The organism is Paragemmobacter ruber, from assembly GCF_009908315.1.
Lineage (GTDB): Bacteria > Pseudomonadota > Alphaproteobacteria > Rhodobacterales > Rhodobacteraceae > Paragemmobacter > Paragemmobacter ruber.
The window spans coordinates 328,558-354,849 of sequence record NZ_JAAATW010000001.1 but is presented as its reverse complement, the minus strand read 5'-3'; the positions used below and the strand labels follow the sequence as shown (position 1 = coordinate 354,849).

The 26,292-nt window shown below is 66.6% G+C and carries 22 protein-coding genes and 1 pseudogene; 16 read left to right on the top strand and 7 right to left on the bottom strand.

Annotated elements, in window-relative coordinates; genetic code table 11:
- The first annotated feature begins 1 nt into the window (after window position 1).
- The 3 genes from GU920_RS19870 (at window position 2) to GU920_RS01740 (ending at window position 5,583) form a co-directional block, all read left to right on the top strand.
- On the top strand, window positions 2-706 hold the full coding sequence (locus GU920_RS19870) for a DprA-like winged helix domain-containing protein (RefSeq protein WP_394351547.1): 705 nt from the start codon (window positions 2-4) through the stop codon (window positions 704-706).
- Between the two features lie 1,101 nt (window positions 707-1,807).
- The gene (topA, locus tag GU920_RS01745; RefSeq protein ID WP_161765263.1) at window positions 1,808-4,420 is read left to right on the top strand and encodes a type I DNA topoisomerase; all 2,613 of its coding nucleotides are present in this window, start codon (window positions 1,808-1,810) and stop codon (window positions 4,418-4,420) included.
- A gap of 80 nt (window positions 4,421-4,500) precedes the next feature.
- Window positions 4,501-5,583 carry a DUF1036 domain-containing protein gene (locus tag GU920_RS01740; protein WP_161765262.1) on the top strand — a complete coding sequence of 361 codons (1,083 nt, stop codon included), beginning with the start codon at window positions 4,501-4,503 and terminating at the stop codon, window positions 5,581-5,583.
- A 9-nt stretch (window positions 5,584-5,592) separates the two neighbouring features.
- Here GU920_RS01740 and choV read toward each other — a convergent pair whose 3' ends face one another.
- The 3 genes from choV to choX form a co-directional block, all read right to left on the bottom strand.
- Complete coding sequence (gene choV / locus GU920_RS01735; RefSeq protein WP_161765261.1) at window positions 5,593-6,636, bottom strand: choline ABC transporter ATP-binding protein; 1,044 nt, start codon at window positions 6,634-6,636, stop codon at window positions 5,593-5,595.
- A complete protein-coding gene (choW, locus tag GU920_RS01730; protein WP_161765260.1) occupies window positions 6,633-7,466 on the bottom strand; it encodes a choline ABC transporter permease subunit in 834 nt (277 codons plus the stop codon). The genes choV and choW overlap by 4 nt, the downstream gene beginning before the upstream one ends.
- Before the next feature lie 90 nt (window positions 7,467-7,556).
- Complete coding sequence (choX, locus tag GU920_RS01725) at window positions 7,557-8,477, bottom strand: choline ABC transporter substrate-binding protein (RefSeq protein WP_161765259.1); 921 nt, start codon at window positions 8,475-8,477, stop codon at window positions 7,557-7,559.
- Between the two features lie 94 nt (window positions 8,478-8,571).
- Here choX and betI point away from each other — a divergent pair, with 94 nt between their 5' ends.
- The 6 genes and pseudogenes from betI to GU920_RS01695 all read left to right on the top strand — a co-directional run bounded on the left by betI (window position 8,572) and on the right by GU920_RS01695 (window position 14,347).
- The gene (gene betI / locus GU920_RS01720; RefSeq protein ID WP_161765258.1) at window positions 8,572-9,156 is read left to right on the top strand and encodes a transcriptional regulator BetI; all 585 of its coding nucleotides are present in this window, start codon (window positions 8,572-8,574) and stop codon (window positions 9,154-9,156) included.
- Window positions 9,153-10,607: a betaine-aldehyde dehydrogenase gene (betB, locus tag GU920_RS01715; protein WP_161765257.1), complete on the top strand. Its 1,455-nt coding sequence runs from the start codon at window positions 9,153-9,155 to the stop codon at window positions 10,605-10,607. The genes betI and betB overlap by 4 nt, the downstream gene beginning before the upstream one ends.
- A complete protein-coding gene (locus GU920_RS01710; RefSeq protein ID WP_161765256.1) occupies window positions 10,594-11,607 on the top strand; it encodes a pyridoxal-phosphate dependent enzyme in 1,014 nt (337 codons plus the stop codon). The genes betB and GU920_RS01710 overlap by 14 nt, the downstream gene beginning before the upstream one ends.
- A gap of 16 nt (window positions 11,608-11,623) precedes the next feature.
- Window positions 11,624-13,282: a choline dehydrogenase gene (gene betA, locus GU920_RS01705; protein ID WP_161765255.1), complete on the top strand. Its 1,659-nt coding sequence runs from the start codon at window positions 11,624-11,626 to the stop codon at window positions 13,280-13,282.
- A gap of 81 nt (window positions 13,283-13,363) precedes the next feature.
- Window positions 13,364-14,035 (top strand): thermonuclease family protein, encoded by a 672-nt coding sequence (locus tag GU920_RS01700; RefSeq protein ID WP_161765254.1) that lies wholly within the window; start codon window positions 13,364-13,366, stop codon window positions 14,033-14,035.
- Window positions 14,036-14,110: 75 nt separating this feature from the next.
- Window positions 14,111-14,347, top strand: a pseudogene (locus GU920_RS01695) (YdcH family protein).
- Between the two features lie 15 nt (window positions 14,348-14,362).
- Here the strand turns inward: GU920_RS01695 and GU920_RS01690 are convergent.
- The 3 genes from GU920_RS01690 to GU920_RS01680 all read right to left on the bottom strand — a co-directional run bounded on the left by GU920_RS01690 (window position 14,363) and on the right by GU920_RS01680 (window position 17,564).
- Window positions 14,363-15,760: a helix-turn-helix domain-containing protein gene (locus GU920_RS01690; protein WP_161765253.1), complete on the bottom strand. Its 1,398-nt coding sequence runs from the start codon at window positions 15,758-15,760 to the stop codon at window positions 14,363-14,365.
- 118 nt (window positions 15,761-15,878) lie between these two features.
- Window positions 15,879-17,090, bottom strand: a complete 1,212-nt coding sequence (locus GU920_RS01685; RefSeq protein ID WP_161765252.1) for a multidrug effflux MFS transporter — start codon at window positions 17,088-17,090, stop codon at window positions 15,879-15,881.
- Window positions 17,091-17,210: 120 nt separating this feature from the next.
- Window positions 17,211-17,564: a DMT family protein gene (locus tag GU920_RS01680; RefSeq protein WP_161765251.1), complete on the bottom strand. Its 354-nt coding sequence runs from the start codon at window positions 17,562-17,564 to the stop codon at window positions 17,211-17,213.
- A 194-nt stretch (window positions 17,565-17,758) separates the two neighbouring features.
- Here GU920_RS01680 and GU920_RS01675 point away from each other — a divergent pair, with 194 nt between their 5' ends.
- The 6 genes from GU920_RS01675 (at window position 17,759) to GU920_RS01650 (ending at window position 23,314) form a co-directional block, all read left to right on the top strand.
- Complete coding sequence (locus GU920_RS01675) at window positions 17,759-19,291, top strand: acyl-CoA carboxylase subunit beta (RefSeq protein ID WP_161765250.1); 1,533 nt, start codon at window positions 17,759-17,761, stop codon at window positions 19,289-19,291.
- Window positions 19,292-19,328: 37 nt separating this feature from the next.
- Window positions 19,329-19,754: a DUF6497 family protein gene (locus GU920_RS01670; protein WP_235932991.1), complete on the top strand. Its 426-nt coding sequence runs from the start codon at window positions 19,329-19,331 to the stop codon at window positions 19,752-19,754.
- 211 nt (window positions 19,755-19,965) lie between these two features.
- A complete protein-coding gene (locus GU920_RS01665; protein WP_161765249.1) occupies window positions 19,966-20,103 on the top strand; it encodes a hypothetical protein in 138 nt (45 codons plus the stop codon).
- A 138-nt stretch (window positions 20,104-20,241) separates the two neighbouring features.
- Window positions 20,242-20,649, top strand: coding sequence for a hypothetical protein (locus GU920_RS01660; protein WP_161765248.1), 408 nt, complete (start codon window positions 20,242-20,244; stop codon window positions 20,647-20,649).
- Window positions 20,650-20,980: 331 nt separating this feature from the next.
- A complete protein-coding gene (locus GU920_RS01655; RefSeq protein WP_161765247.1) occupies window positions 20,981-21,193 on the top strand; it encodes a hypothetical protein in 213 nt (70 codons plus the stop codon).
- Between the two features lie 117 nt (window positions 21,194-21,310).
- Complete coding sequence (locus GU920_RS01650) at window positions 21,311-23,314, top strand: acetyl-CoA carboxylase biotin carboxylase subunit (RefSeq protein ID WP_161765246.1); 2,004 nt, start codon at window positions 21,311-21,313, stop codon at window positions 23,312-23,314.
- A 187-nt stretch (window positions 23,315-23,501) separates the two neighbouring features.
- Here the strand turns inward: GU920_RS01650 and GU920_RS01645 are convergent, their stop codons facing one another.
- Complete coding sequence (locus tag GU920_RS01645; RefSeq protein WP_161765245.1) at window positions 23,502-23,957, bottom strand: DUF4174 domain-containing protein; 456 nt, start codon at window positions 23,955-23,957, stop codon at window positions 23,502-23,504.
- 116 nt (window positions 23,958-24,073) lie between these two features.
- Here GU920_RS01645 and scpA point away from each other — a divergent pair, with 116 nt between their 5' ends.
- The gene (gene scpA, locus GU920_RS01640) at window positions 24,074-26,203 is read left to right on the top strand and encodes a methylmalonyl-CoA mutase (protein WP_161765244.1); all 2,130 of its coding nucleotides are present in this window, start codon (window positions 24,074-24,076) and stop codon (window positions 26,201-26,203) included.
- Window positions 26,204-26,292: the final 89 nt, after the last annotated feature.

Genomic DNA, 26,292 nt, shown 5'->3' with positions numbered 1-26,292 from the left:
CATGGGCGCGGGCGGCATCGTGCTGGACGGCGCGGCGATGGCGGGACCTGCTGCGGGTGCGGGTCTTGTGGCGGATGCGGGTGGCGGTCCCGGTTGCGTGTCTGTGGCGCCGGTTGCCCGGTCAGCGGTGGTGGAACGGCCTGGGCCGGTGCAGGCGACACCGGTCGGTGGCGGCGCTTCCGGGGGATCGGACGCGCCCGCCGCCGGGGCGGGTGAGGGCGATGGACGACCGGGAGGGGACAGGTCTGCCGTCGTGGCGGCGCGTTCGGAAGCCCGCGCGCGACCCGGCGACCAGCGACGTGGTGGCGGGCCGGTTGAGGCCGCTGCGTCCGACGGGGTGGCCGCGGCGGCGCCAGAAATGATGCGTTCCGATGCGGGCCGCTCTGTCACGGATAGGCGCCCGCTGGCCGAAACGACCGGGCTGCCCTCCGGCTCTGTCGGGGCGGCGGTGAAGGCGCCCGCGATGCGGCCTGTGTCAGGCCTTGCCGGCACTTTGCCGGGGCCTGTTCCCGCCACGCGGTCGCTGGCCGAAACGGCGGTGCTGCATCGGATGATTCTGGATCGGCTGGGGCCAAATGCCGTGCCCGAGGATCAGTTGATCCGTGATCTTGACCTGCCGACCGAGACGGTGGCGCGCGAACTCGTCGCGCTGGAGGTGGAGGGGCAGGTCTTGCGCCATGCGGGTGGCCTTTTGTCGCGGTGCTGAGGGGGCGGGTGCCGACTGTTCCAGATGGCGCGGCGGGCGGCCCCGCCTTGCCCCTTGGATGATTGCGGGGGGACGGCCGGCGATCGGCGGGGTCCTGCTGCAATGTCGGGGGTTTTGCCGCACCGACCGGGGCGCGGCAGATCCGCGCGATCCGGGCCGAACGCGGCAGATCGGTATCGGTGGTTGCGACCCCGGGAACATGGCCCCCGTGGCAAGGATGACGGCGTGGCGAACACGGCGGTGTGGTGCACTTGGCGGGGTGGCGAACATGGTCATGTGGCGAACATGGCCGAATGGCGAATATGGCGGCGTGGCAAACATGGCGGGGTGGCCAACACAACGGGATGGCCAACATGACCGCATGGCGACCCTAGCGGCCGTCCTGACACTATGCCGTGGCCTGCGACGTGCTGCCCTTAAGATATGCCGTGTCCTTTAATCGGTGGCTCCGGCAATCCTTGCCCCCAGCAACCCTTGCCCTGATCAACCCGCGCTCCCGTCAACCCGCGCTCCCTCAAGCCTTGCCCTGATCAACACGTGCCGCTGCAACCCACGCGCCCGTCAACCCACGCCCCCGTCAACCCATGCACCGTCACCCATGCCGCAGTATGCCCATGCCGCTGCTTTATCCATGCCAGCGTCACGCTGCCCTGCCGCCACGCTGTGCCGAAGCGCTCGACGTGCAGGGCCGGACCCTTGCCTTGGCGGACTTTGGCGCTGGGTGCCGTGGCCCAGCCGTGCTGCCCGCAAGCCCGTACCCATCGCACGCCCTTGCACCCTTGCGCTTTGCCCGTGCCGCGGCGTGAACGTGCGAGGTCGCTGCCGCGCCGCCCGGCCGCCGCCTGCTGTGACGCGGGCTCTTCTGCCCCGCCGCCGCAAGGCCACGGTGCCATCCTGTCGCGGGGCCGCGCCGTTCTGTCGCAAAGCCCCCGATGATTGGCGGCGCGGCGCGCCCGCCCGGCCTGTGGCGCCAGCCGCTGCCATCGACCCCGCGTCCACATTCCCGACGGCCGTTTGCGGACACCGGGCTGCATTGACAAGCGCCGAGGTTCCCCCACATGGTGCCGCGCTGTTGCTTCGGGTCGGATAGGGGATGTCTTTATGGCTGTTGTCGTTGTGGAAAGCCCGGCGAAGGCCAAGACGATCAACAAGTATCTCGGCCCCGATTTCACGGTTCTTGCCTCTTACGGCCATGTGCGCGACCTGCCGCCGAAAGATGGGTCTGTCGATCCCGAGCAGGATTTCCGCATGGAATGGGAGGTGGCGGCCGAGTCGAAAAAGCATGTCCGTGCCATTGCCGAAGCGCTGAAATCCGACGACACGCTGATCCTTGCCACCGACCCTGACCGGGAAGGCGAGGCGATTTCCTGGCATCTGAAGGAGGCGCTGGCCGCGTCAATCAAGAAGGGGAAGAAGGTCGCGCGGGTGACCTTCAACGCGATCACCAAGGATGCGGTGACCCGTGCGATGCAGGAACCGCGCGAGGTGGATGAGGCGCTGGTCGAGGCCTATCTCGCCCGCCGCGCGCTGGATTACCTGGTGGGATTCACCCTGTCGCCCGTCCTGTGGCGCAAGCTGCCGGGGGCGAAATCGGCGGGGCGGGTGCAATCCGTCTGCCTGCGGCTGATCGTCGAGCGCGAGATGGAGATCGAGGCCTTCCGCGCGCAGGAATACTGGACGGTGAAGGCCGTGCTGGCCACCCCGCGCGGGCAGGAGTTCGAGGCCACGCTGACGGTTCTGGGGGGCAAGAAGCTTTCAAAATTCGATATTCCGACGGCGGAAGCGGCGGAATTGGCGGTGAAGGCTGTCACTTCCCGGACATTGACCGTGCAGTCGGTGGAGGCAAAGCCCGCCACGCGCAACCCCTGGCCGCCCTTCATGACATCGACCCTGCAGCAGGAGGCGAGCCGGAAATACGGCATGGGCGCCAAGGCCACGATGAGCGCGGCGCAACGTCTCTATGAGGCGGGCCACATCACCTATATGCGGACCGACGGCATCGACATGGCCCCCGAGGCGGTGATGGCCGCGCGGGACGAGATCAAGCGGCGTTTCGGGCCGACCTATGTGCCGGACAGCCCGCGCATGTACAAGAACAAGGCCAAGAACGCGCAGGAGGCGCATGAGTGCATCCGGCCCACCGACATGTCGGCGGGACCTGAGAAGCTGCGCTTGGTCGAGGCGGATCAGAAAAAGCTCTATGAGCTGATCTGGAAGCGGACGATTGCAAGCCAGATGGCGGCGGCACGGCTGGAGCGGACGGCGGTCGATGTCGGGTCGGCGGATGGCGAGGTGATGCTGCGGGCCAACGGGCAGGTGGTGCTGTTTGACGGCTTCCTCGCCGTCTATGACGAGGGGCGCGATGACGATGGCGAGGATGAGGGGCGCCTGCCGCAGGTGATGCAGGGCGAGGGGGTCGAAAAGCGCGGGGTCAGCCCGGAGCAGCATTTCACCCAGCCCCCGCCGCGCTATACCGAGGCGACGCTGGTCAAGCGGATGGAAGAGCTGGGGATCGGGCGGCCCTCCACCTATGCCAGCATCATCGGCACGATCCAGGACCGCGAATATGTGCGCAAGGACAAGAACCGCCTGATCCCGGAAGACAAGGGGCGGCTGGTGACGGCCTTCCTGACCAACTACTTCCGCCGCTATGTGGATTTCGATTTCACCGCCGCGCTGGAGACGCAGCTTGACGACGTCTCGGCCGGGGAGCGGGATTACAAGGAGGTGCTGTCGCAGTTCTGGCGCGATTTCAGCGCGGCGATTGCCGAGACGGCGGATCTGCGCATCAGCGAGGTGCTGGAAAAGATTGACGAATTCCTTGGCCCGCATCTCTATCCGGCGCGGGCGGATGGGTCGGATCCGCGGGTCTGCCCGGTCTGCGGCAACGGGCGGCTGCATCTGAAGACGGCGCGGTCGGGCGGGGCCTTCATCGGCTGCGGGAACTATCCCGAATGTCGCTATACGCGCCCCATCGGGGGGGGCGATGAGGGCGGCGCGATCTCGGCCGATGGCACGGTGCTGGGGCAGGATGCGGATGGCCAGCCGATCACGCTGCGGGCGGGGCGGTTCGGGCCTTATGTCCAGAAGGGCGAGGCGAGCGAGGTCAATCCCAAGCCGCCGCGCGCAAGCCTGCCCAAGGGCTGGACGCCCGATAGCATGACGCTGGAGCGGGCGCTGCAGCTGTTGAACCTGCCGCGCCCGATCGGGCCGCATCCGGCGGATGGTGTGCTGGTGGAGGCGGGGATCGGGCGGTTCGGGCCTTATGTGAAGCATGGGGCCGTCTATGCCAACATCCCGGATGTCGAGGAGGTCTTCACCATCGGGATGAACCGCGCGGTGGAGGTTCTGGCGCAGAAGGCCACGCGCGGGCGTGGCGCGTCGGCGCCTGCCGGGCCGCTGCGGGTGCTGGGCGCGCATCCCGATGGCGGCGAGGTGCAGGTGATGCCCGGCAAATACGGGCCTTATGTCAAATGGGCCAAGGTGAATGCCACCCTGCCAAAGGGCGTGGAACCCGAAGCGGTGACGCTGGACGAGGCGCTGGCGCTGATCGCCGAGAAGGCGGGCAAGTCGGGCGGCAAGAAGGCGGCAAAGCCCAAGGCCGCCGCCGCCAAGCCGAAGGCCGCGGCGAAACCCAAGGCCGCCAAGGCCGCGCCCAAGGCGAAGGCGAAGGCCGCAGCCAAGCCAAGCGCGCGCAAGCCCGCCGCGGAATAGGCCGAGCCCCGCGCCTTGTGCCGCTGGACAGGGCGCCTGCGTCGGCCATGATGGCGGCGGGGTGCAGAATCGAGGGTGCCATGCGTGTGGGTCTGTTTGTTCTGGCGGTCGTTGCTGCTGCGGGTCCGGCAGAGGCGGGGTTGACCTTGTGCAATGATGGGGCGGCGCGGGCCTCGGTCGCCATCGCCTATGCGGACGGGGAAAGCTGGACGACCGAAGGCTGGTGGGGGATCGAACCCGGGGCCTGTGCGGTGGTGCAGGCGGGCGCGCTGACGCAGCGGCATTACTATTACACGCTGTCGGGCGATGACGCCTTTGCCGGTGAAGGTTACAGTTTCTGCACGCAGGAACAGGCCTTCACCCTGCCCAGGGCGGATGGCGATTGCGCGGCGCTGGGGGCGGAGGCGCGGTCCTTCGCGCATATCGACACCGGGCCGGAGGCGCCGGATTTCACCTTTCGGCTCACCGACACTGCGCCCGACACTGCGCCCGTGAAGGGTGAGGTCGCCGCCACCCCCGCCGATGCGCCTTTTGACGAAATCCCGCTGCAGGCCGAGGATGTGGCGGGCCTGATGGCCGCCGCCGCCATCCCCAGCTTTGAGCGCGGGCAGGCGGGCGAGCCCTTTTTCGTGAACGCGATCCTGCAGGGCTGCGGGATGACCGAAGGGGGCGAGGGCTGCACCTTCTATGCCGACGGGGCGCGCTGGATCGCCTATCGCGCCGGGGCAAGCAACCCCGCCGCGCTGGAGGCGATGGCGGCGCTGCCGCAGGGGGCGCCGCTGCGTGTGTCCGGCGATCTGCTGTTCTTCGGCGATATCACCGCCGAGGCGGCGATTGCATCGCTGGAACCGGGCGAGGATCCCTTTGCCGCCGAGCGCGCGGCGATGCAGGGGATCTGGGTCAGCGCCGACGATCCGCAATCGGTGATCGAGATCGCGGGTTCGGAACAGACCGACCGTTACGGCGGCGAGGTGATGCGGGTGTCGGTGATGACCCTGTCAGAGGCCTGTGGCGGGGCGGAGGGCGGCGTCTATCTGGGGCTGCAACAGATGGGCGGCGATCCGGCGGATCAGCAGTGCTACGCCCTTGTGTCGGTGGACGGGGGGCGGATGGAGCTGTCCTATGTCGGGCGCGGGAACACGCTGGTCTATCTGCGCCCCTAAGCCCGCCCCTTAAGCGCGCCCCTGACCGCGCGGGTCGATCAGCCGTGCCATCAGCGCCGGCGCCCGGATCATGCCGATGGGATGGCCGCCCTCGGTCACCTGCAATTCGGTCGCGCCTTCGGAGAGCATGGTCATCACCGTCTTGACCGGCAGTTCGCAATCGACGCTGGGGCCGGTGCAGGTGCCGCTTTCCATCACGTCGCGCGCGGTGAGCACGGCCATCGGGTTCATATGGGCCACGAAATCGGCCACATAGTCGCTGACCGGGTTGGCGATGATCTCGCGCGCGGTGCCGCATTGCACGATGCGGCCGCCTTCCATCAGAGCGATGCGGTTGCCGATCTTGAACGCCTCGTCCAGATCGTGGGAGACAAAGACGATGGTGCGCTTGAGTTTCGCCTGAAGGTCGAGCAGTTCGTCCTGCAGCCGCGCGCGGATCAGCGGATCGAGGGCGGAGAAGGGTTCATCCATCAGAAGGATCGGCGCCTGCGTGACAAAGGCGCGGGCCAGACCCACGCGCTGCTGCATCCCGCCCGACAACTCGCCTACCTTGCGGTCGGCCCATTGGGTGAGGTTCACGAGCGCAAGCTGTTCATCCACCTTGGCGCGGCGCCCCTCGGGCGGGATGCCCGCGAGTTCGAGGCCGAGGCCCACGTTTTCGCGCACCGTGCGCCAGGGCAGAAGGCCGAACTGCTGAAACACCATGGCGATGCGCGACAGGCGCAGGCTGCGCAGGGTGTTGGGATCGGCGCGGGTCACGCTGACCATGCGACTGCCGTCCCAGACCCGCACCTCGCCCCGCACCACGGGGTTGAGCGCGTTGACCCCCCGCAGCAGCGTGGATTTGCCGGAGCCGGACAGGCCCATCAGCACAAGGATTTCGCCCTCGGCCACGGAGAGGGAGCAGTCATGCACGCCCAGCACCTGGCCCGTGGCGGCCTGCACCTCGGCCCGGGTCCTGCCTTCGTCCATCAGGGGCAGGGCGCGGTCGGGGTTGTCGCCGAAGACGATGGAGACGCGGTCGAACTCTACAGCGTTGCGGGGGGCGGTCATTGGCGGGTCACCCGGAGCATGCGGTCAAGAAGGATGGCGACGACGACGATGATGAAGCCGGATTCAAAGCCAAGCGCGGTGTTGACGGAGTTGAGCGCCCGCACCACTGGCACGCCAAGCCCGTTCGCGCCGACCAGCGCGGCGATGACGACCATCGACAGCGACAGCATAATGGTTTGGTTCAGCCCGGCCATGATCTGGGGAAAGGCATAGGGCAGTTCCACCTTCCACAGCCGCTGGCGGGGCGTGGCGCCAAAGGCGGTGGCCGCTTCCAGCAGGGCCTGCGGGGTGGTGGAGATGCCCAGATGCGTCAGCCGGATGGGCGCGGGCAGCACGAAGATCACCGTGGCGATCAGCCCGGGTACCATGCCGAGGCCGAAGAAGACGATGGCAGGGATCAGATAGACGAAGGTGGGCAGGGTCTGCATCAGGTCCAGCACCGGGACCATCGCCTGATAGAGGCGCGGACGGTGGGCGGCGGCGATGCCGATCGGCACGCCCAGCCCCATGCAGACGACGCAGGCGGCAAGGATCAGGGTCAGGCTTTCGGTGGTTTCCTCCCAATACCCCTGATTGAGGATGAAGAGAAAACCCAAAAGCACGCCGAGGCAGACCTTCCACGACCTTTGCAGATACCATGTCAGGGCGAGGAAGACCGCGATCAGCACAAAGGGGTGGGGGGCCTGCAACACCCAGAGGATGCCGTCGATCATGCCTTCCATCACCGCGGCAATCGCATCGAAGAGCGGCCCGAGATGGGTGTTCATCCAGTCGAACACGGCCTTGGCCGCGCGCCCCACGGGGATCTTGTTGTCGGTCAGCCACTCCATCCGAAGCCAGCCCCCTTCATCTTGGCGGAAAATACCCCGCGGGGGTCCGGGGGCGCGAAGCCCCCGGGGGTCGCCGCGGGGCGGGACGGTTTACTGCAGCGCGGCCGTGACCGCGGCCTTGGCGTCGCCGCCATCCTTGGTCGTCACGCCGTCAAGCCAGGGTTCCCAGACGGTGGGATTGGCCGCAAGCCATGCCTTGGCCGCATCGCGCGGGTCGGCGCCGTCATTCAGGATCGCGCCCATGATCTCGTTCTCCATGGGCAGGGTGAAGACGAGGTTCTGGAGCAGTTTGCCGGTGTTCGGGCATTCCGCGACATAGCCCGCGCGGGTATTGGTGTAGATGGTCGCGCCGCCGAAATTCGGCCCGAACAGATCGTCCCCGCCGGTGAGGTAGGTCAGCTTGAAATTGGCGTTCATCGGATGGGGTTCCCAGGCGAGGAAGACGATGGGCTCGCCCGCTTCGGTCTTGCTGGCCACTTCAGCGAGCATCCCCTGTTCAGAGGATTCGACCAGTTCAAAGCCCTCCATCCCGTACTTGCTGATGGCTTCCAGCACCAGACGGTTGCCGTCATTGCCCGGCTCGATGCCGTAGATTTCCGATCCCAGCGCCTCGGCGTGGTCCTTGATGTTGGTGAAATCCGAAATGCCCAGCGCCGCGCCGTGTTCGTTGGTGGCCAGCGTGTATTTCGCGCCTTCGAGGTTGGCGCGGACCGTGTCCACCGTGCCTGCATCGCGGTAGGGGGCGATGTCGGCCTCCATCGAGGGCATCCAGTTGCCAAGGAACACGTCGATGTCGCCTTCGGCAAGGCCGGTATAGGTGACAGGAACCGACAGGACCTTCGTTTCCGTCTCGTATCCCAGCGCCTCGAGGATCAGCGTGGTGGCGGCGGTGGTGGCGGTGATGTCCGTCCAGCCCACATCCGAGAAGATCACGGTATCGCAGCCTTCGGCGGCGACGGCACCAGCCAGCGCAAGCGTGGCGACGCCGGCGAGGAGGGTGGATTTCAACATGGCAGTCTCCCTGTCGGTTTTTGTTGATTGACGAGTCAATAGACTTCACGCTTATTCGGTTTGGCAAGCATTTTCTGAGGACGCCAGACCGCACATGCCGAAGCTTGGAATGGAGCCTATCCGAAAGGCGGCGCTGGTCAAAGCAACGATCAGCGAGATCGGGCGCGTGGGATCGCTGGATGTGACGGTGTCCCAGATCGCCAAGCGCGCGGGCATGTCGAGCGCCTTGGCGCATCACTATTTCGGATCCAAGGAAGAGATCTTCCTTGCCGCGATGCGCCATGTGCTGACGCTTTACGGGGCCGAGGTGCGGGGCGCGCTGGCGGTGGCCGATGGGCCGGAGGCGCGGCTGCGGGCGATCCTGACGGCGTCCTTCAGCGCGGGGAATTTCCGGCGCGAGGTGGTGGGGGCCTGGCTGAATTTCTACGTCCTTGCCCAGACGGTGCCCGAGGCAAAGCGTCTGCTGGCGGTCTATCAGCGGCGGCTGCGGTCGAACCTGATGGATTGCCTGCGGCCCCTTGCGGGCGCGCGCGCCGTCGAGGTTGCCGAGGGTCTGGGGGCGTTGATCGACGGGCTCTACATCCGCGAGGTGCTGAAAAGCGGGCCGCCTGACGCAGGTGCCGCCGTGCGGACGGCGCTGGATTATCTGGACGTGCAATTGAAGGGACGGGGTGCATGAAGGCGCAACCGAAGGCCAGCCATTTCGTGGATGGCGTCTATGTCGAGGACAAGGCAGGCGCGGCGATCGAGGTGATCTATCCGGCGACGGGCGAGGTGATCGCGGTCGTCCATGAGGCGACGGCGGATGTGGTGGAGCGGGCGCTTTCCTCGGCCCGCCGGGCGCAGGGCGCTTGGGCGGCGATGAAACCGGTGGAGCGGGCGCGCATCCTGCGCCGCGCGGCCGAGATCATCCGCGACCGGGGCGACGCGCTGGCGCGGCTGGAGACGCTGGATACCGGCAAGCCCATTCAGGAGACGCTGGTCGCAGATTGGCCAAGCGGGGCGGATTCGCTTGAATGGTTCGCGGGGCTGGCGCCCACGGTGACGGGTGAGACGGTGCCGCTGGGGCGGGATTTCGTCTACACGATCCGGGAACCCTTGGGGGTTTGCGTGGGCATCGGGGCGTGGAACTATCCCAGCCAGATCGCCTGCTGGAAGGCGGCGCCGGCGCTGTCGCTTGGCAATGCGATGGTGTTCAAGCCGTCGGAGGTGACGCCGTTGGGCGCGTTGCAACTGGCCGAGATCTTCATCGAGGCGGGGCTTCCGCCGGGGCTGTTCAACGTGGTGCAGGGGCGCGGCGCGGTGGGGGCGGCGCTGGTGACCGATCCGCGCGTGGCCAAGGTATCGCTGACGGGGTCGGTGCCGACGGGGCGGCGGGTCTATGCCGCGGCGGCCGATGGCGTGAAGGCGGTGACGATGGAATTGGGCGGGAAATCGCCCCTGATCGTTTTCGATGATGCGAGCGTCGAGGATGCGGTGGGCGCGGCGATGCTGGGGAATTTCTATTCCGCCGGTCAGGTCTGTTCCAACGGGACGCGGGTTTTCGTGCAGAAGGGGATCAAGGCGCGGTTTCTGGAACGGCTGGCGGCGCGGACGGCGGGGATCGTGTTGGGCGATCCTTTGGATGCGTCCACGCAGATGGGGCCTTTGGTGAGTGCGGCGCAGATGGACAAGGTGCTGGGTTACATGGCCACGGCCAAAGCCGAAGGCGCGCGGCTGATCTGCGGCGGCGGGCGGGCGGCGCTGAATACCGGGTTCTATGTGCAGCCGACGGTGTTCGCCGATGTGACCGACGGCATGACCATCGCGCGGGAAGAGGTGTTCGGCCCCGTCATGGCCGTGCTTGATTTCGAGACGGAGGAGGAGGTCGTCGCGCGGGCGAATGACACCGAATTCGGGCTGGCGGCGGGGGTGTTCACGGCCGATCTGACGCGGGCGCATCGGGTGATCGGGCAGCTGGAGGCGGGGACCTGCTGGATCAACGCCTATAACCTGACCCCGGTCGAGGGGCCGTTCGGCGGGGCCAAGATGTCGGGCGTGGGCCGTGAGAACGGGCGCGCGGCGGTCGAGCATTACACGCAGGTGAAATCGGTCTATGTGGGCATGGGGCCGGTGGATGCCCCTTACTGATCTGCCCAGCCCCGCGCGCATCGCGGCCGCCCATGCGGGCGTGCGCGCCGCGGTGCGCGAGACGCCCCTGCTTGAGTCGCCCGTGCTGGCGGCCGAGGTCGGGGCGGCGCGGCTGTTCGTGAAGGCGGAAGGGTTGCAGCGGACGGGATCGTTCAAGCTGCGCGGGGCGCTGTGGCGGCTGATGCAGCTGGATGCGGCGGCGCGCGGGCGGGGCGTGGTGGCCTTTTCGTCGGGCAATTTCGCGCAGGGGCTGGCGGCGGCGGGGCAGGCGCTTGGCGTGCCGGTGACGATCGTGATGCCGGTGGACGCGCCCGAGGCGAAGCGGCGCGCGACCGAGGCGCTGGGGGCGGAGGTGGTGCTGTCGCATCACGGTGATGCCCCGCGCGAGGTGGTGGCGGCGGCGCGGGCGCGCGATCTGGCGGCGGAGCGGGGGCTGACGCTGCTGCATCCGTTCGATGATGCGGATGTGGTGGCGGGGCAGGGGACGACGGCGCTGGAAGCCTTGGCCCAGATGGCGGCGGCGGGGGCGGTGCCGGATGTGGTGGCAAGCCCCGTGGGCGGCGGCGGGTTGCTGGGCGGGGTCGCGCTGGCGGTGCGGGCGGCGCATCCCGCGGCCGCGCTCTGGGCGGTGGAGCCCGAGGGGCATGACGGGATGGGCCGATCGCTGCGCGCAGGCGCGCGGGTCGCCGCGCCGGGGGGACCCACGCTGTGTGACGCGCTGCAGGCGCCGATGCCGGGGGTGGTGACGCTGGCCGCCTGTCAGGCGGCGGGGGTTCAGGGCGTGGCGGTGGGCGACGGGCCAGTGCTGCACGCCATGGCGCGTGCGTTCGAGGAATGGCGGCTGGTGCTGGAGCCGTCGGGGGCGGTGGCGCTGGCGGCGGTGCTGGCGGGGCAGGTGCCAGTGGCGGGGCGGGTGGTGCTGGTCATCGCGTCGGGCGCGAATATCGCGGTTGCGCGTTTTGCCGATTGCCTGGCCCGTGCCGGGCAGGCGCAGGGATAAGGGAAAGGCTGGGGACATGCAGGCGGATTTCGTGATCATCGGGGCGGGCTCGGCCGGATCGGCCATGGCCTATCGTCTGGGTGAGGGCGGGGCGCGGGTGATCGTCATCGAACATGGCGGCACGGATGCGGGGCCGTTCATCCAGATGCCTGCCGCGCTGTCCTATCCGATGAACATGCCGCTTTACGACTGGGGCTTTCATTCGGAGCCCGAACCCTATCTGTGCGGGCGCGTGCTGGCGACGCCGCGTGGCAAGGTGATCGGCGGATCGTCCAGCATCAACGGGATGGTCTATGTCCGTGGCCATGCGCGGGATTTCGACACATGGGCCGAGATGGGGGCGCAGGGTTGGTCTTATGCCGATGTGCTGCCTTACTTTCAGCGGATGGAAAACTGGCACGGCCAGCGGGACGGGGGCGATCCGGCGTGGCGGGGTGCGAAGGGGCCCCTGCATGTGACGCGGGGGCCACGGGAGAACCCGCTGTTTGACGCCTTCATCAAGGCGGGGGCGCAGGCGGGCTATCCGGTGACGGCCGATTACAACGGCAAGCAGCAGGAAGGGTTCGGGCCGATGGAGGCCACGATCTTCAACGGCCAGCGCTGGAGTGCCGCCAATGCCTATCTGAAACCCGCGATGAAGAAGGGCAATGTCGAGGTGATCCGCGCCTTTGCCCGCCGCGTGGTGATCGAGAATGGCCGCGCCACGGGCGTGGAGGTGGAGCGGGGCGGGCGGATCGAGGTGATCGCGGCCGCGCGCGAGGTGGTGGTGGCGGCGTCCAGCATCAATACGCCAAAGATCCTGATGCTGTCAGGGATCGGCGCGGCAGCGCATCTGCAGGCCAACGGGATTGCGGTGGTGGCGGATCGGCCCGGCGTGGGAGCGAACCTGCAGGACCATCTGGAACTTTACCTGCAATTCGCATCGAAGAAGCCCATCACGCTGTACAAATACTGGAACCTCTGGGGCAAGGCGGTGATCGGGGCGCAGTGGCTGTTCACCCGCAAGGGGCTGGGCGCGTCGAACCAGTTCGAGGCCTGCGCCTTCATCCGGTCGAAGCCGGGGGTGGAATATCCGGATATCCAGTACCACTTCCTGCCCATAGCCGTGCGCTATGACGGCAAGGCCAGCGCCGAGGGGCACGGCTTTCAGGCGCATGTCGGACCGATGCGGTCAAAGTCGCGGGGCGCGATCACGCTGCGGTCGGGCGATCCGAAAGTGCCGCCGAAGATCGTGTTCAACTACATGTCCCATCCCGAGGATTGGGAGGATTTCCGCACCTGCATCCGTCTGACGCGCGAAATCTTTGGCCAGCCGGCCATGGCGGAATTCGTCAAGCACGAGATCCAGCCGGGTGCGGCAGTCCAGAGCGATGCGGAACTGGACAATTTCATCCGCCACCATGCCGAAAGCGCCTATCACCCCTGCGGCACGGCGCGGATGGGGCGGCGGGACGATCCCATGGCGGTGGTCGATCCCGAATGTCGGGTGATCGGGGTCGAAGGCTTGCGCGTGGCCGACAGTTCCATCTTCCCGCAGGTCACGAACGGCAACCTGAATGCGCCGTCGATCATGGTGGGCGAGAAGGCGGCGGATCACCTTCTGGGCCGCGCGCCCCTGCCACGGTCGAATGCCGAGCCATGGATCCATCCGAACTGGCGGACGGCGCAGCGGTGATGTTCGCGTTTTGTGCTTAACCAGTTAAGGAATTATTAATCCTTTCCTTGATTTCGCCGCTTTCGCGGGGGAGATCGGGGTATGGCGTTAAGACTTCGTTCCCTTCCTGTTCTTGTGGCTCTGGTGCTGCTGGCGCTGCCCCTGCCTCTGGCGGCGGGGGATCTGACGGGCCGTGCCCGCGCCGTGGATGGCGACACGCTGGAGGTGGCGGGGCAGAAGGTGCGGCTCTTCGGAATTGATGCGCCGGAACTGGATCAGCACTGCGATCGGGGGGGCGGGCGCTGGGCCTGCGGGCGGGCGGCGCGTGAGGCCTTGGCCGAGATCGTGGGGCGGCAGCGGCTGGCCTGCGCGGTGCAGGATGTCGATCGCTATGGCCGGATCGTCGCGCTATGCGAGGCGGGGGGCGAGGATGTGGCCGCGCGCATGGTGCGGCAGGGCATGGCCGTCGCCTATCGCCGCTATTCGGGGCGGTATGCAGATGCCGAGGCCGCCGCGCGGGCGGATGGGATCGGTCTTTGGGCATCGACCTATGTCCAGCCCGAACAGTATCGCGCCGAACGGCAGGGGACCGATCCGCAGCAAGCGGGCGGGTGCCGGATCAAGGGCAATATCGCGCGCAGCGGGAGCCGCATCTATCACCTGCCCGGGCAGGCCGATTACGATGCGACCCGGATCAACGAGCGGGCGGGGGAGCGGTGGTTCTGCACCGAGGCCGAGGCGCGGGCCGAAGGGTTTCGTCGCGCGGCACGCTGAGATTGATCAGGGTCAAGGCGGCCGTGCCGGATGTCGGGCCATCCTGTGGGCAGGGACGGCAGGAAAGGATGGCCCATGTCGAACACACCGCATGAACTGTACGAGGAATTTCCGGGCAAGGCCGAGGCGATCCACGCGCTGAAGGCGCGCGATCCGCATTTCGCCCGGATGGTGTAGGACTATCACAGGATCAACCGCGCGGTGCACCGGGCCGAAACGCGGGTGGAGCCGACCACGGCCGCGCATGAGGCGGACCTGCGCCAGCAGCGGATGCGGTTGAAGGATGCGATCTGGAAGCAGATCGCGGCGTGATCCGGGTGGGCGCCGTCAGTCGGCGATGTCGTAGGGCAGAAGGCCGCGCTTATCGGGGTCCACCTTCAGGCGGCGTTCGAGCGGCGGGACAGACCGCTGGTGGCAGTCGCGCCGTTCGCAGATGCGGCAGGAGATGCCGATGGGTTCGAACCGGCCCTTGAGATCGAGCCCGTCGGAATAGACAAGGCTGGCGGCATGGGTGATCTCGCATCCCAGCCCGATGGCGTAGCGGCGCACGGGCGCGAGGAAGGCCCCGCCCGGTTTCGATATATCCCGCGCCAGGCAGAGGTAGCGCACGCCGTCGGGCGTTTCGGCCAGTTGGCGCAGGAAATGGCCGGGCGTTTCAAAGGCGCGGTGGACGTTCCACAGCGGGCAGGCCCCGCCGAAGCGGGCGAATTGCAGGCGCGTGGCGGAGTGTCGCTTGGTGATCGTGCCGGCCTGATCGACGCGCACGAAGAAGAAGGGGATGCCCTTGGCACCGGGCCTTTGCAGGGTAGACAGGCGGTGCGCCACCTGTTCGATGGAGGCGCCGAAGAGATCGGCCAGCCGTTCCAGATCGTGCCGCGTCTCAAGCGCTGCCGCCTGAAAGGCGCGGTAGGGCAGGAGCGCCGCCCCGGCGAAGTAATTGGCCAGCCCGATCTTCGCGATGTCGCGCGCCTCGGGCGTGGCGAAGCGGGCAAGGTCTAGGGTCGCCTCGATCAGGTCGTTCTGGGTGAGGAGCGCCACCTGCAAGAGAAGCTGGAAGCGTTGGGTCGGCGTGGCAGTGCGGTTGGACAGGGTGAGCTGGTGGGTTGCCGGGTTGTAATGGCGCACATCGGCACGGTCGGAATAGGCGATGCTGATGCCGCGCCGTTCCAGCGCAGCGGTGGCGGTGCGGGCGATGTCGGCCTGTCCCCCGGCAGCGGTGGCGAAATGTTCGGCGGCGCGGTCCACGGCATCAATGTAATTGTCGCAGTAGTGGAAGAAGTCGCGCACTTCCTCCCACGGGCTGGGGCGCAGGGCGGCATCTTCGCGACCCAGCGCCTCATCCAGGCTGGCGAGGCGTTCATGCGTCTGGCGATAGGCGCGGTGCAGATCGAGAAAGGCGCGGGCCAGCGCCGGGGCGTTTGACGCCGCAAGGCGCAGGTCGGCCAAGGGCGGCGAGGTGGCGGCAAAGACGGGATCGGCCAGCGCTTCGCGCATGTCGGAGACGAGGCGTTCGGACTCCCCCACGGTCAGTTCGGTGACGTCGAGCCCGAATTCCTGCGCCAGCGCCAGCACCACGGCGGCCGAGACCGGGCGGTGGTTGTTTTCCATCTGGTTGAGATAGGGCAGTGAGACGCCCAGCTTGTCGGCAAAGGATTTCTGGGTCAGCGACAGGCGGGCGCGCATCTCGCGCAGCTTGGCCCCGGCATAGAGCTTCTGGGTGGGCATCGGACCTCGGCTTTGCAAAGGGCGCGCGGGGTGGAAAATTCTTGGGAAGAATTTTGCAAATTTCTTCGAAGAAATTTGGGACGCGTCAAGTGGAAAGGTGGCCCGGAAGGTGGTGCGGTCAGGTAGGCAGGCCCAGCCTGCGGGCGCGCCGGATCACCGCGAGGATGGAGAAGAGCGCAAGGATCGCGGAGGCGAGCATCAGAAGGATAAGCGGCATCTCGGTCGCGCCTTCTGTCAGCAGCGCACCGGCGAGGGCGGCCAGCGCCGCGCCGCCACCGATCTGGATCGCCCCGCCAAGGCCGGAGGCGGTGCCGGCGAGTTCCGGCTTGATCGACAGCATGCCAGCATTGGCGTTGGGCAGGGTCATGCCGTTGCCGATCCCGAGGGCGAGGGTGAAGCCGAAGAAGACATAAGGCGAATGGACCCCGGCCAGCGTCACCAGCGCCAGCGCGCCAAGGCCCGTGACGCAGACGAGCGTGCCCCAGAGCACCATGCGGTTCATGCCGACGCGCACCGAGAAGCGCCCCGCCACGAAATTGCCCGCCGCATAGCCCACGGCGGTGATCGCGAAGAGCAGGCCCACCTCCGAAGAGGACAGGCCGAAGACCGCATTGCCCACATAGGGCGCGCCGCCGAGATAGGCGAAGAAGGAGCCCGAGGTGAAGGAAGCGCAGCCCACATAGCCCCAGAACCGGCGCGAGCGCAAAAGGCCCGGATAGGTGCGGATCTGATCCATCAGCGACACGCGCCGGATCGTGGCGGTTTCGCCCAGATCGGCCCAGACCAGCGCCAGCGTGACAAGGCCAAGGCCGAGGAGGAGCGCGAAGTTGGCCTGCCAGCCGAAGGTTTCGTCCAGCACGCCGCCGATCACGGGGCCGATCATGGGAACGATGGACATGCCCATGGTGACATAGCCGATCATGCTGGCGGCTTCGGCATCCGGGACCATGTCGCGGACCACGGCGCGCGACAGGACCATGCCCGCCGCCACCACGGCCTGCGCCATGCGGAAGACAAGGAAGGTGGTGGCATCGGTGGCCAGAAGGGTGCCGACGGTGGCGATGAGGAACAGGGAGATCGCGCCGAGCAGGACCTTGCGGCGACCGAAGCGGTCAGAGATCGGGCCGATCAGGATCTGCAGGACGGCCGAAAGCGCGAGGTAGAGCGCGACAGAGAGTTGCATCAGCGCATAGGGCGCGTCGAACCAGGCGGCCATGCCGGGCAGGGAGGGCAGGAAGATGTTCATCGCCAGCGCCGACAGCCCCGCCATCAGGATGAGCGTGGCGATATGCGGCGGCGTGCGCCGGTCAAGGAAGCGGGAGCCTGTCATTGCCTGCCCGGCCTATGCTTCGCGCTGCGCGCTGTCCATGGGCCGGAATGCACAGGCTTGTGTGCGGGGCCTGTATGCGGGGCCTGTGTTCGGGGCCTGTGTGTGGGGGCAGGGGGCGGATCAGCCCCATTTGTGGAAGATGAAGAAAGCGCCGAGCGCGATGAAGGCAAAGCCCACCGCATGGTTCCAGGTGAGCGGCTCTTTCAGGTAGAAGACCGAGAAGATGGCAAAGACGGTAAGGGTGATCACCTCTTGCATCGTTTTCAGTTCGGCAGCCGAGAAATGGCCATGGCCGATGCGGTTGGCGGGCACCTGCAGCGCATATTCGGGCAGCGCGATCAGCCATGAGGCAAGGATGACCAGCACGAGCGAGGCGGATTTGTACTTCAGATGGCCATACCATGCGAAGGTCATGAAGATGTTCGAGGCGATCAGCAGGCCGATGGTGACGACGGGAACGGGGAGGTTGAGCATGGGGCCCTCGGGTCGTGGATTGCGGTGGGGGATGGGTTACGCCTTGCGGGGGCGGAAGGCGAGGGGTTAGCAGATATGCGTTTCGCAAGGTAATTTCTGCCAATAATTTGCAAATTTGCGAAACTTCGTTTTGCGCCCTGCGCGCGGGCGGCTATGGTCCGGCGTCACGCGTGATGTTCGGGGGGAGAGCGCCGATGAAGGATATCCTGCAGGAACTGGAGGACCGCCGCGCCGTGGCCCGGGCAGGCGGGGGCGCGCGCCGGGTGGAGGCGCAGCACGCCAAGGGCAAGCTGACCGCGCGGGAACGGGTGGAGCTGCTGCTCGACGAGGGCAGTTTCGAAGAGTTTGACATGTTCGTGCAGCATCGCTGCACCGATTTTGGGATGGAAGAGACAAAGCATCCCGGCGATGGCGTGGTGACGGGCTGGGGCACGATCAACGGCCGCATGGTCTATGTGTTTTCGCAGGATTTCACGGTGCTGGGCGGGTCGGTGTCGGAGACCCATGCCGCGAAGATCTGCAAGATCATGGATATGGCCATCCAGAACGGCGCGCCGGTGATCGGGATGAACGATTCCGGCGGGGCGCGGATTCAGGAAGGCGTGTCTTCGCTTGCCGCCTATGGCGAGGTGTTCCAGCGCAACATCATGGCGAGCGGCGTGGTGCCGCAGATCAGCCTGATCATGGGGCCGTGCGCGGGCGGCGCGGTCTATTCCCCCGCGATGACCGACTTCATCTTCATGGTGAAGGATTCGTCCTACATGTTCGTCACCGGGCCGGATGTGGTGAAGACGGTCACGAATGAGGTGGTGACGGCGGAAGAGCTGGGCGGGGCCACGACGCATACGAAGAAATCCTCGGTCGCCGATGGGGCCTATGAGAACGATGTCGAACTGATCGCGGAAACACGGCGTCTGTTCGATTTCCTGCCGCTGAACAATCGCGAGAAGGCCCCTGTACGGCCCTTCTTCGACGATCCGGCGCGGGTGGAGATGAGCCTTGACACGCTGGTGCCGGACAATCCCAACCAGCCCTATGACATGAAGGAACTGATCACCAAGATCGCGGACGAGGGCGATTTCTTCGAGATCCAGAAGGATTTCGCGGCCAATATCATCACCGGCTTCATCCGGCTGGAGGGGCAGACGGTGGGCGTGGTGGCGAACCAGCCGATGGTTCTGGCCGGATGCCTTGATATCGACGCCAGCCGCAAGGCCGCGCGCTTTGTGCGCTTTTGCGATGCGTTCGAAATCCCGATCCTGACGCTGGTCGATGTGCCGGGCTTCCTGCCTGGGACGGGGCAGGAATATGCGGGGGTGATCAAGCACGGGGCCAAGCTTCTGTTCGCCTATGGCGAGGCGACGGTGCCCAAGGTGACGGTGGTCACGCGCAAGACCTATGGCGGGGCCTATGTCGTGATGTCGTCCAAGCATCTGCGGGGCGATTTCAACTATGCCTGGCCCACGGCCGAGGTGGCCGTGATGGGGGCCAAGGGGGCGGTGGAGATCCTTTATCGCAGCGAGTTGGCCGATAAGGACAAGATCGCAGGCCGGGTGAAAGATTACGAGGACCGCTTCGCCAATCCTTTCGTGGCGGCGGAAAAGGGGTTCATCGACGAGGTGATCATGCCCCATTCCACCCGCCGCCGCGTGGCGCGGGCCTTTGCCAGCCTGCGCGGGAAAAAGCAGGCAAACCCGTGGAAGAAGCACGACAACATCCCGCTGTGACACCTGCCTGAGGCCCTGACCGATGCGCGCTTGCCCCTTGACCGCCCTGCTGCTGGCCGCCCTTGCGGCGCTGCCTGCGGCTGCGCAGGACGATGCGGCCGGGGCGCGGGTGGAGCCGGGCGATGGCGCGGCCATCGCGGTGCCGTCGGGGCAGGCGGTGACCTTGCAGGATGTGATCTGGAACGCGCGCGGCCCCGATGGGGCGACGATGCGGTTCCGCTTCGTCGCGCCCGGGATCGCCCCGGCGGGCGGTGTGGATTTCGAGACGGCCAGCGCGGACATGCAGCATCTGTGCGACACCTATGCCTTGCCGCGTCTGGCTGATCAGGTGCCGGTGCCGCAGCAGGTGATCATCTCGCTGTCGGATGTGCCGGTCCCCTTTGGCGAAGCCGCGCCCGAGGCCACGCAATTCTTTGAATCCTACCGCATCGAAGACGGTCTTTGCGTGTGGGAGATGTTCTGATGTCCGCCGATCCGCGCATGATGCATCTTGCCCGCAGGGGGGCGCCTGATGTAGCACGGCCACAGGCTGACAACTTGGACATGTCTGCGTGTGCTTTCTCTGATTTTTCGGATAAGGTACAATCAGGCCGAACCCAAGCGGCCTATGCCTCGCATCGGGGGCGGTCCAGCATTGTGTTCGGGCCGACCCTCCAAGAACATAGGAGTAGAGGATGTCGAAGAGCACGAAAACCCTGCTGGCCCTGGCCATGGTTGCATTTGTCGCGGCTTGCGCCGCCAAAGAAGAAGAAGTCGTTTACGTGGATACCCCCGTTTCGACCGAGCCGACCTACACCGGCAAGTACAAGTAAGACATCCGGGCGGGCCAGAGGGGCCGTTTGGCCCTGGCCCGCCCCGATTCTGTCTGGCCCCTGCCTTGGCGGGGCCGGATTTGACCTTGGCCGCCTGATCCGGCATGACGCGCCCCTTGGCACAGAAAGGGGCGGAACATGCTGAAGCATCGCGGCTTTCCGGGGCGCCTGCCCGGGACAGATTTCCAGTTCGTCATCCGGCGCGAGAACCGCAAGGAAGGCCCGACAAAGATCGTCAGGCGCGAGCGGTTCAAGGATCGCAAATATGCCGACCGCATGGCCGATCAGGGCTTCATGGCGGCGCTCTGGGCGCAGTTCGGGGAAGAACCGTTCGAGCGGGGCAATCTGGATGCCGGGCGGCTGTCATGGCTTTTCGGGCGTGAGGTGGTGCCGGCGGAGGATCCGTTCGATCCCTGTTCGTATGAGGCGCTGCTGCGGATCGACGTGAAGCGTGCCGAGGCGAGTTTCCCCGAGGTCTTTGCCAAGGATGCGCCCGATTTCGGGTTCGATTCCGATGGTTGGGACGATGACGGGGGGGATGACTAGGCATGGCTTTGCCGATCCCCAGCGCATTCCGGCAAGGTTCCGCACAGGGGCGGGGCGGGGCGGTCTTGGCGTTTGCCAAGCGCGGCAGGGTCGGCCAGTCTGGCACTCATGCGGGGCGGCAAAGCTTTGTGCCCCGTCTCTGCCTAGACTGTACCCCTTCCCCTGGAGTCCGGTCCGCCCAGCAGCTTGGGTGGCCGGACTTTCTTTTCCGTGATGGGCGCGCTTCTGCCGATGCGGTGCTGCGGCAGCCTGCAGCACGCGGTTTTTTGTTTCGCAGCGCGGCAAACAGGATAAACTGCGTGTCAATAACAACCCTGAGAGGCAACGAGCCATGCGGAAGTATTTTGTCATCCTTGTCCTTGCAACGACCAGCCTGTCCGGCTGTCTTGCCACGCCGACCGAGCGCGGTCTGGCCGGCGCTGTGGCCGGTGCGGCCATTGCGGACGCCACGGACGAGAACATGGTTGCCGGCGCCGCGCTGGGCGGCCTTGTCGGCGCTGCGTCTTGCGGCCTGCCGGGCCTGCCGCCCTGCACCCGCTATTGATGTGACCGCCGCCTTCGGGCGGCATCTGACAACGCACCAAAGGCCATCCGGGCATGATGCCCGGGTGGCCTTTGGCATTTCCGCGCCCCGGCCCGGGCGCGGCGCAAGGGGAGAGAGATGTTCAAGAAAATCCTGATCGCCAACCGGGGCGAGATCGCCTGCCGCGTCATCAAGACCGCGCGCAAGATGGGCATCCAGACGGTGGCCGTCTATTCCGATGCCGACCGCAACGCGCTGCATGTGAAGATGGCGGATGAGGCGGTGCATATCGGCCCGCCCCCGGCGAACCAGTCCTATATCGTGATCGACCGGATCATGGAGGCGATCCGCGCCACGGGAGCCGAGGCGGTGCATCCCGGTTACGGCTTTCTGTCCGAGCGGATGGATTTCGCCGCCGCGCTGGAGCGTGAGGGTGTGGTGTTCATCGGGCCCCCCAGCCCGGCGATCGAGGCGATGGGGGATAAGATCACCTCAAAGAAGCTGGCGCAGGAGGCGGGCGTGTCCACCGTGCCGGGCTATATGGGCCTGATCGCGGATGCGGATGAGGCGGTGCGGATTTCCGGGCAGATCGGCTATCCGGTGATGATCAAGGCCAGCGCCGGGGGCGGCGGCAAGGGGATGCGGATCGCGTGGAACGATGCCGAGGCCGCCGAGGGGTTCCAGTCATCGAAGAACGAGGCGGCGGCGAGTTTTGGCGATGACCGCATCTTCATCGAGAAATTCGTCACCCAGCCGCGCCATATCGAGATTCAGGTGCTGGCCGACAAGCACGGCAATTGTGTCTATCTGCATGAGCGGGAATGTTCGATCCAGCGGCGGAACCAGAAGGTGATCGAAGAGGCGCCGTCGCCTTTCCTCGATGCCGCGACGCGCAAGGCGATGGGGGAACAGGCCTGCGCCCTGGCGCGCGCGGTGGGCTATACCAGTGCCGGGACGGTGGAATTCATCGTGGATGGCAGCCGGAATTTCTATTTCCTCGAGATGAACACGCGCCTGCAGGTGGAGCATCCGGTGACGGAACTGATCACCGGGGTCGATCTGGTGGAACAGATGATCCGCGTGGCGGCGGGGGAGCCTTTGCCGTTCCGGCAGGAGGATCTGAAGATCAACGGCTGGGCGATGGAAAGCCGGTTGTATGCCGAGGATCCGTATCGGAACTTCCTGCCCTCCATCGGGCGCCTGACGCGGTATCGCCCGCCTGTCGAGGGCAAGACGGCGGGCGGCGGGATTGTGCGCAACGATACCGGCGTGTTCGAGGGCGGCGAGATCAGCATGTATTACGATCCGATGATCGCCAAACTGTGCACATGGGGCGAGACGCGGGAAGCGGCCATCGAAGAGATGCGGCTGGCCTTGGATACGTTCGAGGTGGAAGGGATCGGGCATAACCTGCCCTTCTGTTCGGCGGTGATGGAGCATCCGCGCTTCGTGTCCGGCAACATCACCACGGCCTTCATCGCCGAGGAATATCCCGAAGGCTTCCAAGGGGTGACGCTGGATGCGCCGATGCTGCGCCGCGTGGCGGCGGCGGCGGCGGCGATGAACCGGGTGGCCGAGATCCGGCGCACGAAGATCACCGGGACCATGGACAACCACCAGCGCCGGGTGGGGGATGATTGGGTCGTGTCCTTGCAGGGCGAGGCGTTTCCCGTGACCATCGCGGCGGACAGGGCCGGATCGACGGTCCGCTTTGCGGATGGCGCGAAGCTGCGCGTGGAAAGCGACTGGACGCCGGGGCAGCCCTTGGCGCGGCTGACGGTGGACGGCACGCCCCTGGTGTTGAAGGTGGGCAAGGTGCCGATGGGCTTTCGCCTGCGGGTGCGGGGGGCCGAGGTGAAGTGCTTCGTCCGCACGCCGCGCCAGCACGAGCTTTCGCTGCTGATGCCCGAGAAGATGCCGCCGGATACGTCGAAATTCCTGCTGTGTCCGATGCCGGGTCTGGTGGTGAAGATCAACGTGGCCGAGGGCGACGAGGTGCAGGAGGGGCAGGCGCTGGCCACGGTGGAGGCCATGAAGATGGAGAACATCCTGAAGGCCGAGCGCAAGGGCGTGGTCAAGAAGATCAACGCGGCGGCAGGGGCCAGCCTGAAGGTGGACGACGTGATCATGGAGTTCGAATAGGCCGATGGCGGTGCGCGTCCTGCTCTGCTGCGGTGCCTCTGGAGGGCGCCCCCTCTCCCTGACCCTCTCCCCCGCGGGGGAGAGGGAAGGGCGCCCGGCAGGGCAGAGGCAGCGTGGGGGCGTCTGGGCGCATCTCCCTCTCCCCCGTGGGGAGAGGGTCGGGGGGGAGAGGGTCGGGGAGAGGGGTCTAGCCCCCCAGCCCCCGGCCTGCGCCCTGCTGGATTTCCTGCCGGCGCAGGGGGAACTTGTCGATGGCATTCGTGATCTCGCGCACGTCCCAGGGCAGGGGTTTGCGGATCACGGGGCGCAGGTCCTTGTCCAAGAGCACGAGGGAAAAGCCGCGCGGGCGCAGTTTCTGGCGCACCTCGCTGCGGGCGGCGGGATCGCTGTCGATGATGAGGATGACATCGCGGGCCGCCAACTGGCCGCGGTCGCGGGCGATGAGTTCCATCTGGCGGATGAAGTTGGGGTCGTTCGGGCTGTCGGCAAAAACGACGACCGGGCGCTTGAGATAGAGCAGATCGTTCCACACCACCTCGGCCGCCGCCACGGGCGCGATGGCCGTGGGCGGCGCGGGCGCATCCTGCGCGACGGCCGAGAGTGGAAGGAAGGCAGCGACAAGCGCGATGCGGAGCAGGTTCATGCGGTTCCCCTTTGCGTCTGAATATAGCGCAGGGGTCTGAAAACCCAAGGGATATGCCGGTGTCGGCGGGGCCTGAACAAGGCGCTGTGATGGCCGGAAAATTGGAAGGAAGCGAGATGTCGGACAATCTGGCAAAATGGCGGGCGCTGGCGGCCAAGGAGTTGAAGGGCGCGGATCCCGACAGCCTGACGTGGAACACGCTGGAGGGGATCGCGGTCAAGCCGCTCTATACCGCCGCCGATGTGGCGGGTCTGCCGCAGATGGGCGAATTGCCCGGGGTGGCGCCGTTCACGCGGGGGGTGCGGGCTACCATGTATGCAGGCCGCCCCTGGACGATCCGGCAATATGCGGGCTTCTCCACCGCCGAGGAAAGCAACGCCTTTTACCGCAAGGCGCTGGCGGCAGGGCAGCAGGGCGTGTCGGTCGCCTTCGATCTGGCCACCCATCGCGGCTATGACAGCGACCATCCCCGCGTGGTGGGCGATGTGGGCAAGGCGGGCGTGGCCATCGACAGTGTCGAGGACATGAAGGTGCTGTTCGACGGCATCCCCTTGGAAAAGATCAGCGTGTCGATGACGATGAACGGGGCCGTTATCCCGATCCTTGCCAATTTCATCGTGACGGGCGAGGAGCAGGGGGTTTCGCGGGCCGATCTGTCGGGGACGATCCAGAACGACATCCTGAAGGAGTTCATGGTCCGCAACACCTATGTCTATCCGCCCGAGCCCAGCATGCGGATCATCGCGGACATCATCGAATACACGTCGCGGGAGATGCCCAAGTTCAACTCCATCTCGATCTCCGGTTATCACATGCAGGAGGCGGGGGCGAACCTTGTGCAGGAATTGGCCTTCACGCTGGCCGACGGGCGGGAATATGTGCGCGCCGCGCTGGCGCGGGGCATGGATGTGGACGATTTCGCCGGGCGGCTGTCGTTCTTTTTCGCGATTGGCATGAATTTCTTCATGGAGGCGGCAAAGCTGCGCGCGGCGCGGATGCTGTGGCACCGGATCATGGAAGGCTTCGGGGCGAAGAAGGTCTCCAGTCTGATGCTGCGGACGCATTGCCAGACATCGGGCGTCAGCCTGCAGGAGCAGGACCCCTACAACAACGTGGTGCGCACGGCCTATGAGGCCTTGGCGGCGGTGCTGGGGGGGACGCAGTCGCTGCATACCAATGCGCTGGACGAGGCGATTGCCCTGCCCACGGAATTCAGCGCCCGGATCGCGCGGAACACCCAGCTGATCCTGCAGGAAGAGACGGGGGTGACGAAGGTCGTCGATCCCTTGGCCGGGTCCTATTACGTGGAGGCGCTGACGGCGCAACTGGCCGACGAGGCGTGGAAGCTGATGGAAGAGGTGGAGGCAATGGGCGGCATGACCAAGGCCGTCGCCTCTGGCATGCCCAAGCTGCGGATCGAGGAGTCGGCGGCGCGGCGGCAGGCGATGATCGACCGGGGCGAAGAGGTGATCGTCGGGGTGAACAAGTACCGCAAGGACAAGGAAGACCCGATCGACATTCTGGATATCGACAATGTCGCGGTGCGCGAGGCGCAGATCGCCCGGTTGCAGGCGACCCGCGCCGGGCGCGACGAGGCGGCCTGTCAGGCCGCGCTGGACGAGGTGACGCGCCGCGCGGGAGAGGGCGGCAATCTTCTGGAGGCGGCGGTCGTTGCAGCCCGCGCCCGGGCCACGGTTGGAGAGATCAGCATGGCGATGGAAAAGGTGTTCGGGCGGCATCGGGCCGAGGTGAAGACTTTGGCAGGTGTCTATGGCGCGGCCTATGAGGGGGATCAGGGCTTTGCCCAGATCCAGAAGGACGTGGAGGCCTTTGCCGAGGCGGAAGGACGGCGCCCGCGGATGCTGGTCGTCAAGATGGGGCAGGACGGGCATGACCGGGGCGCGAAGGTGATCGCCACGGCCTTCGCCGATATCGGGTTCGACGTGGATGTGGGGCCGCTGTTCCAGACGCCGGAAGAGGCGGCGCAGGACGCCATCGACAATGATGTGCATGTCGTGGGCATCTCCAGCCAGGCGGCGGGGCACAAGACGCTGGCGCCCAAGCTGGTGGAGGCGCTGAAGGCGGCGGGGGCCGAGGATATTCTGGTGATCTGCGGCGGCGTGATCCCGCAGCAGGATTACCAGTTCCTTTACGATGCCGGGGTCAAGGCGATCTTCGGGCCGGGGACGAACATCCCGGAAGCCGCGCGCGATATCCTGAAACTGATCCGCGCGGCGCGGGGCTGAGGGGGCGTTTTGCCCATTCCCCGTTGCCGAAGTATCCTTGGGGCGGGTGAATTGGCCGCAGGCCAAGAGGGGGGCAGACAGCCCCCCTT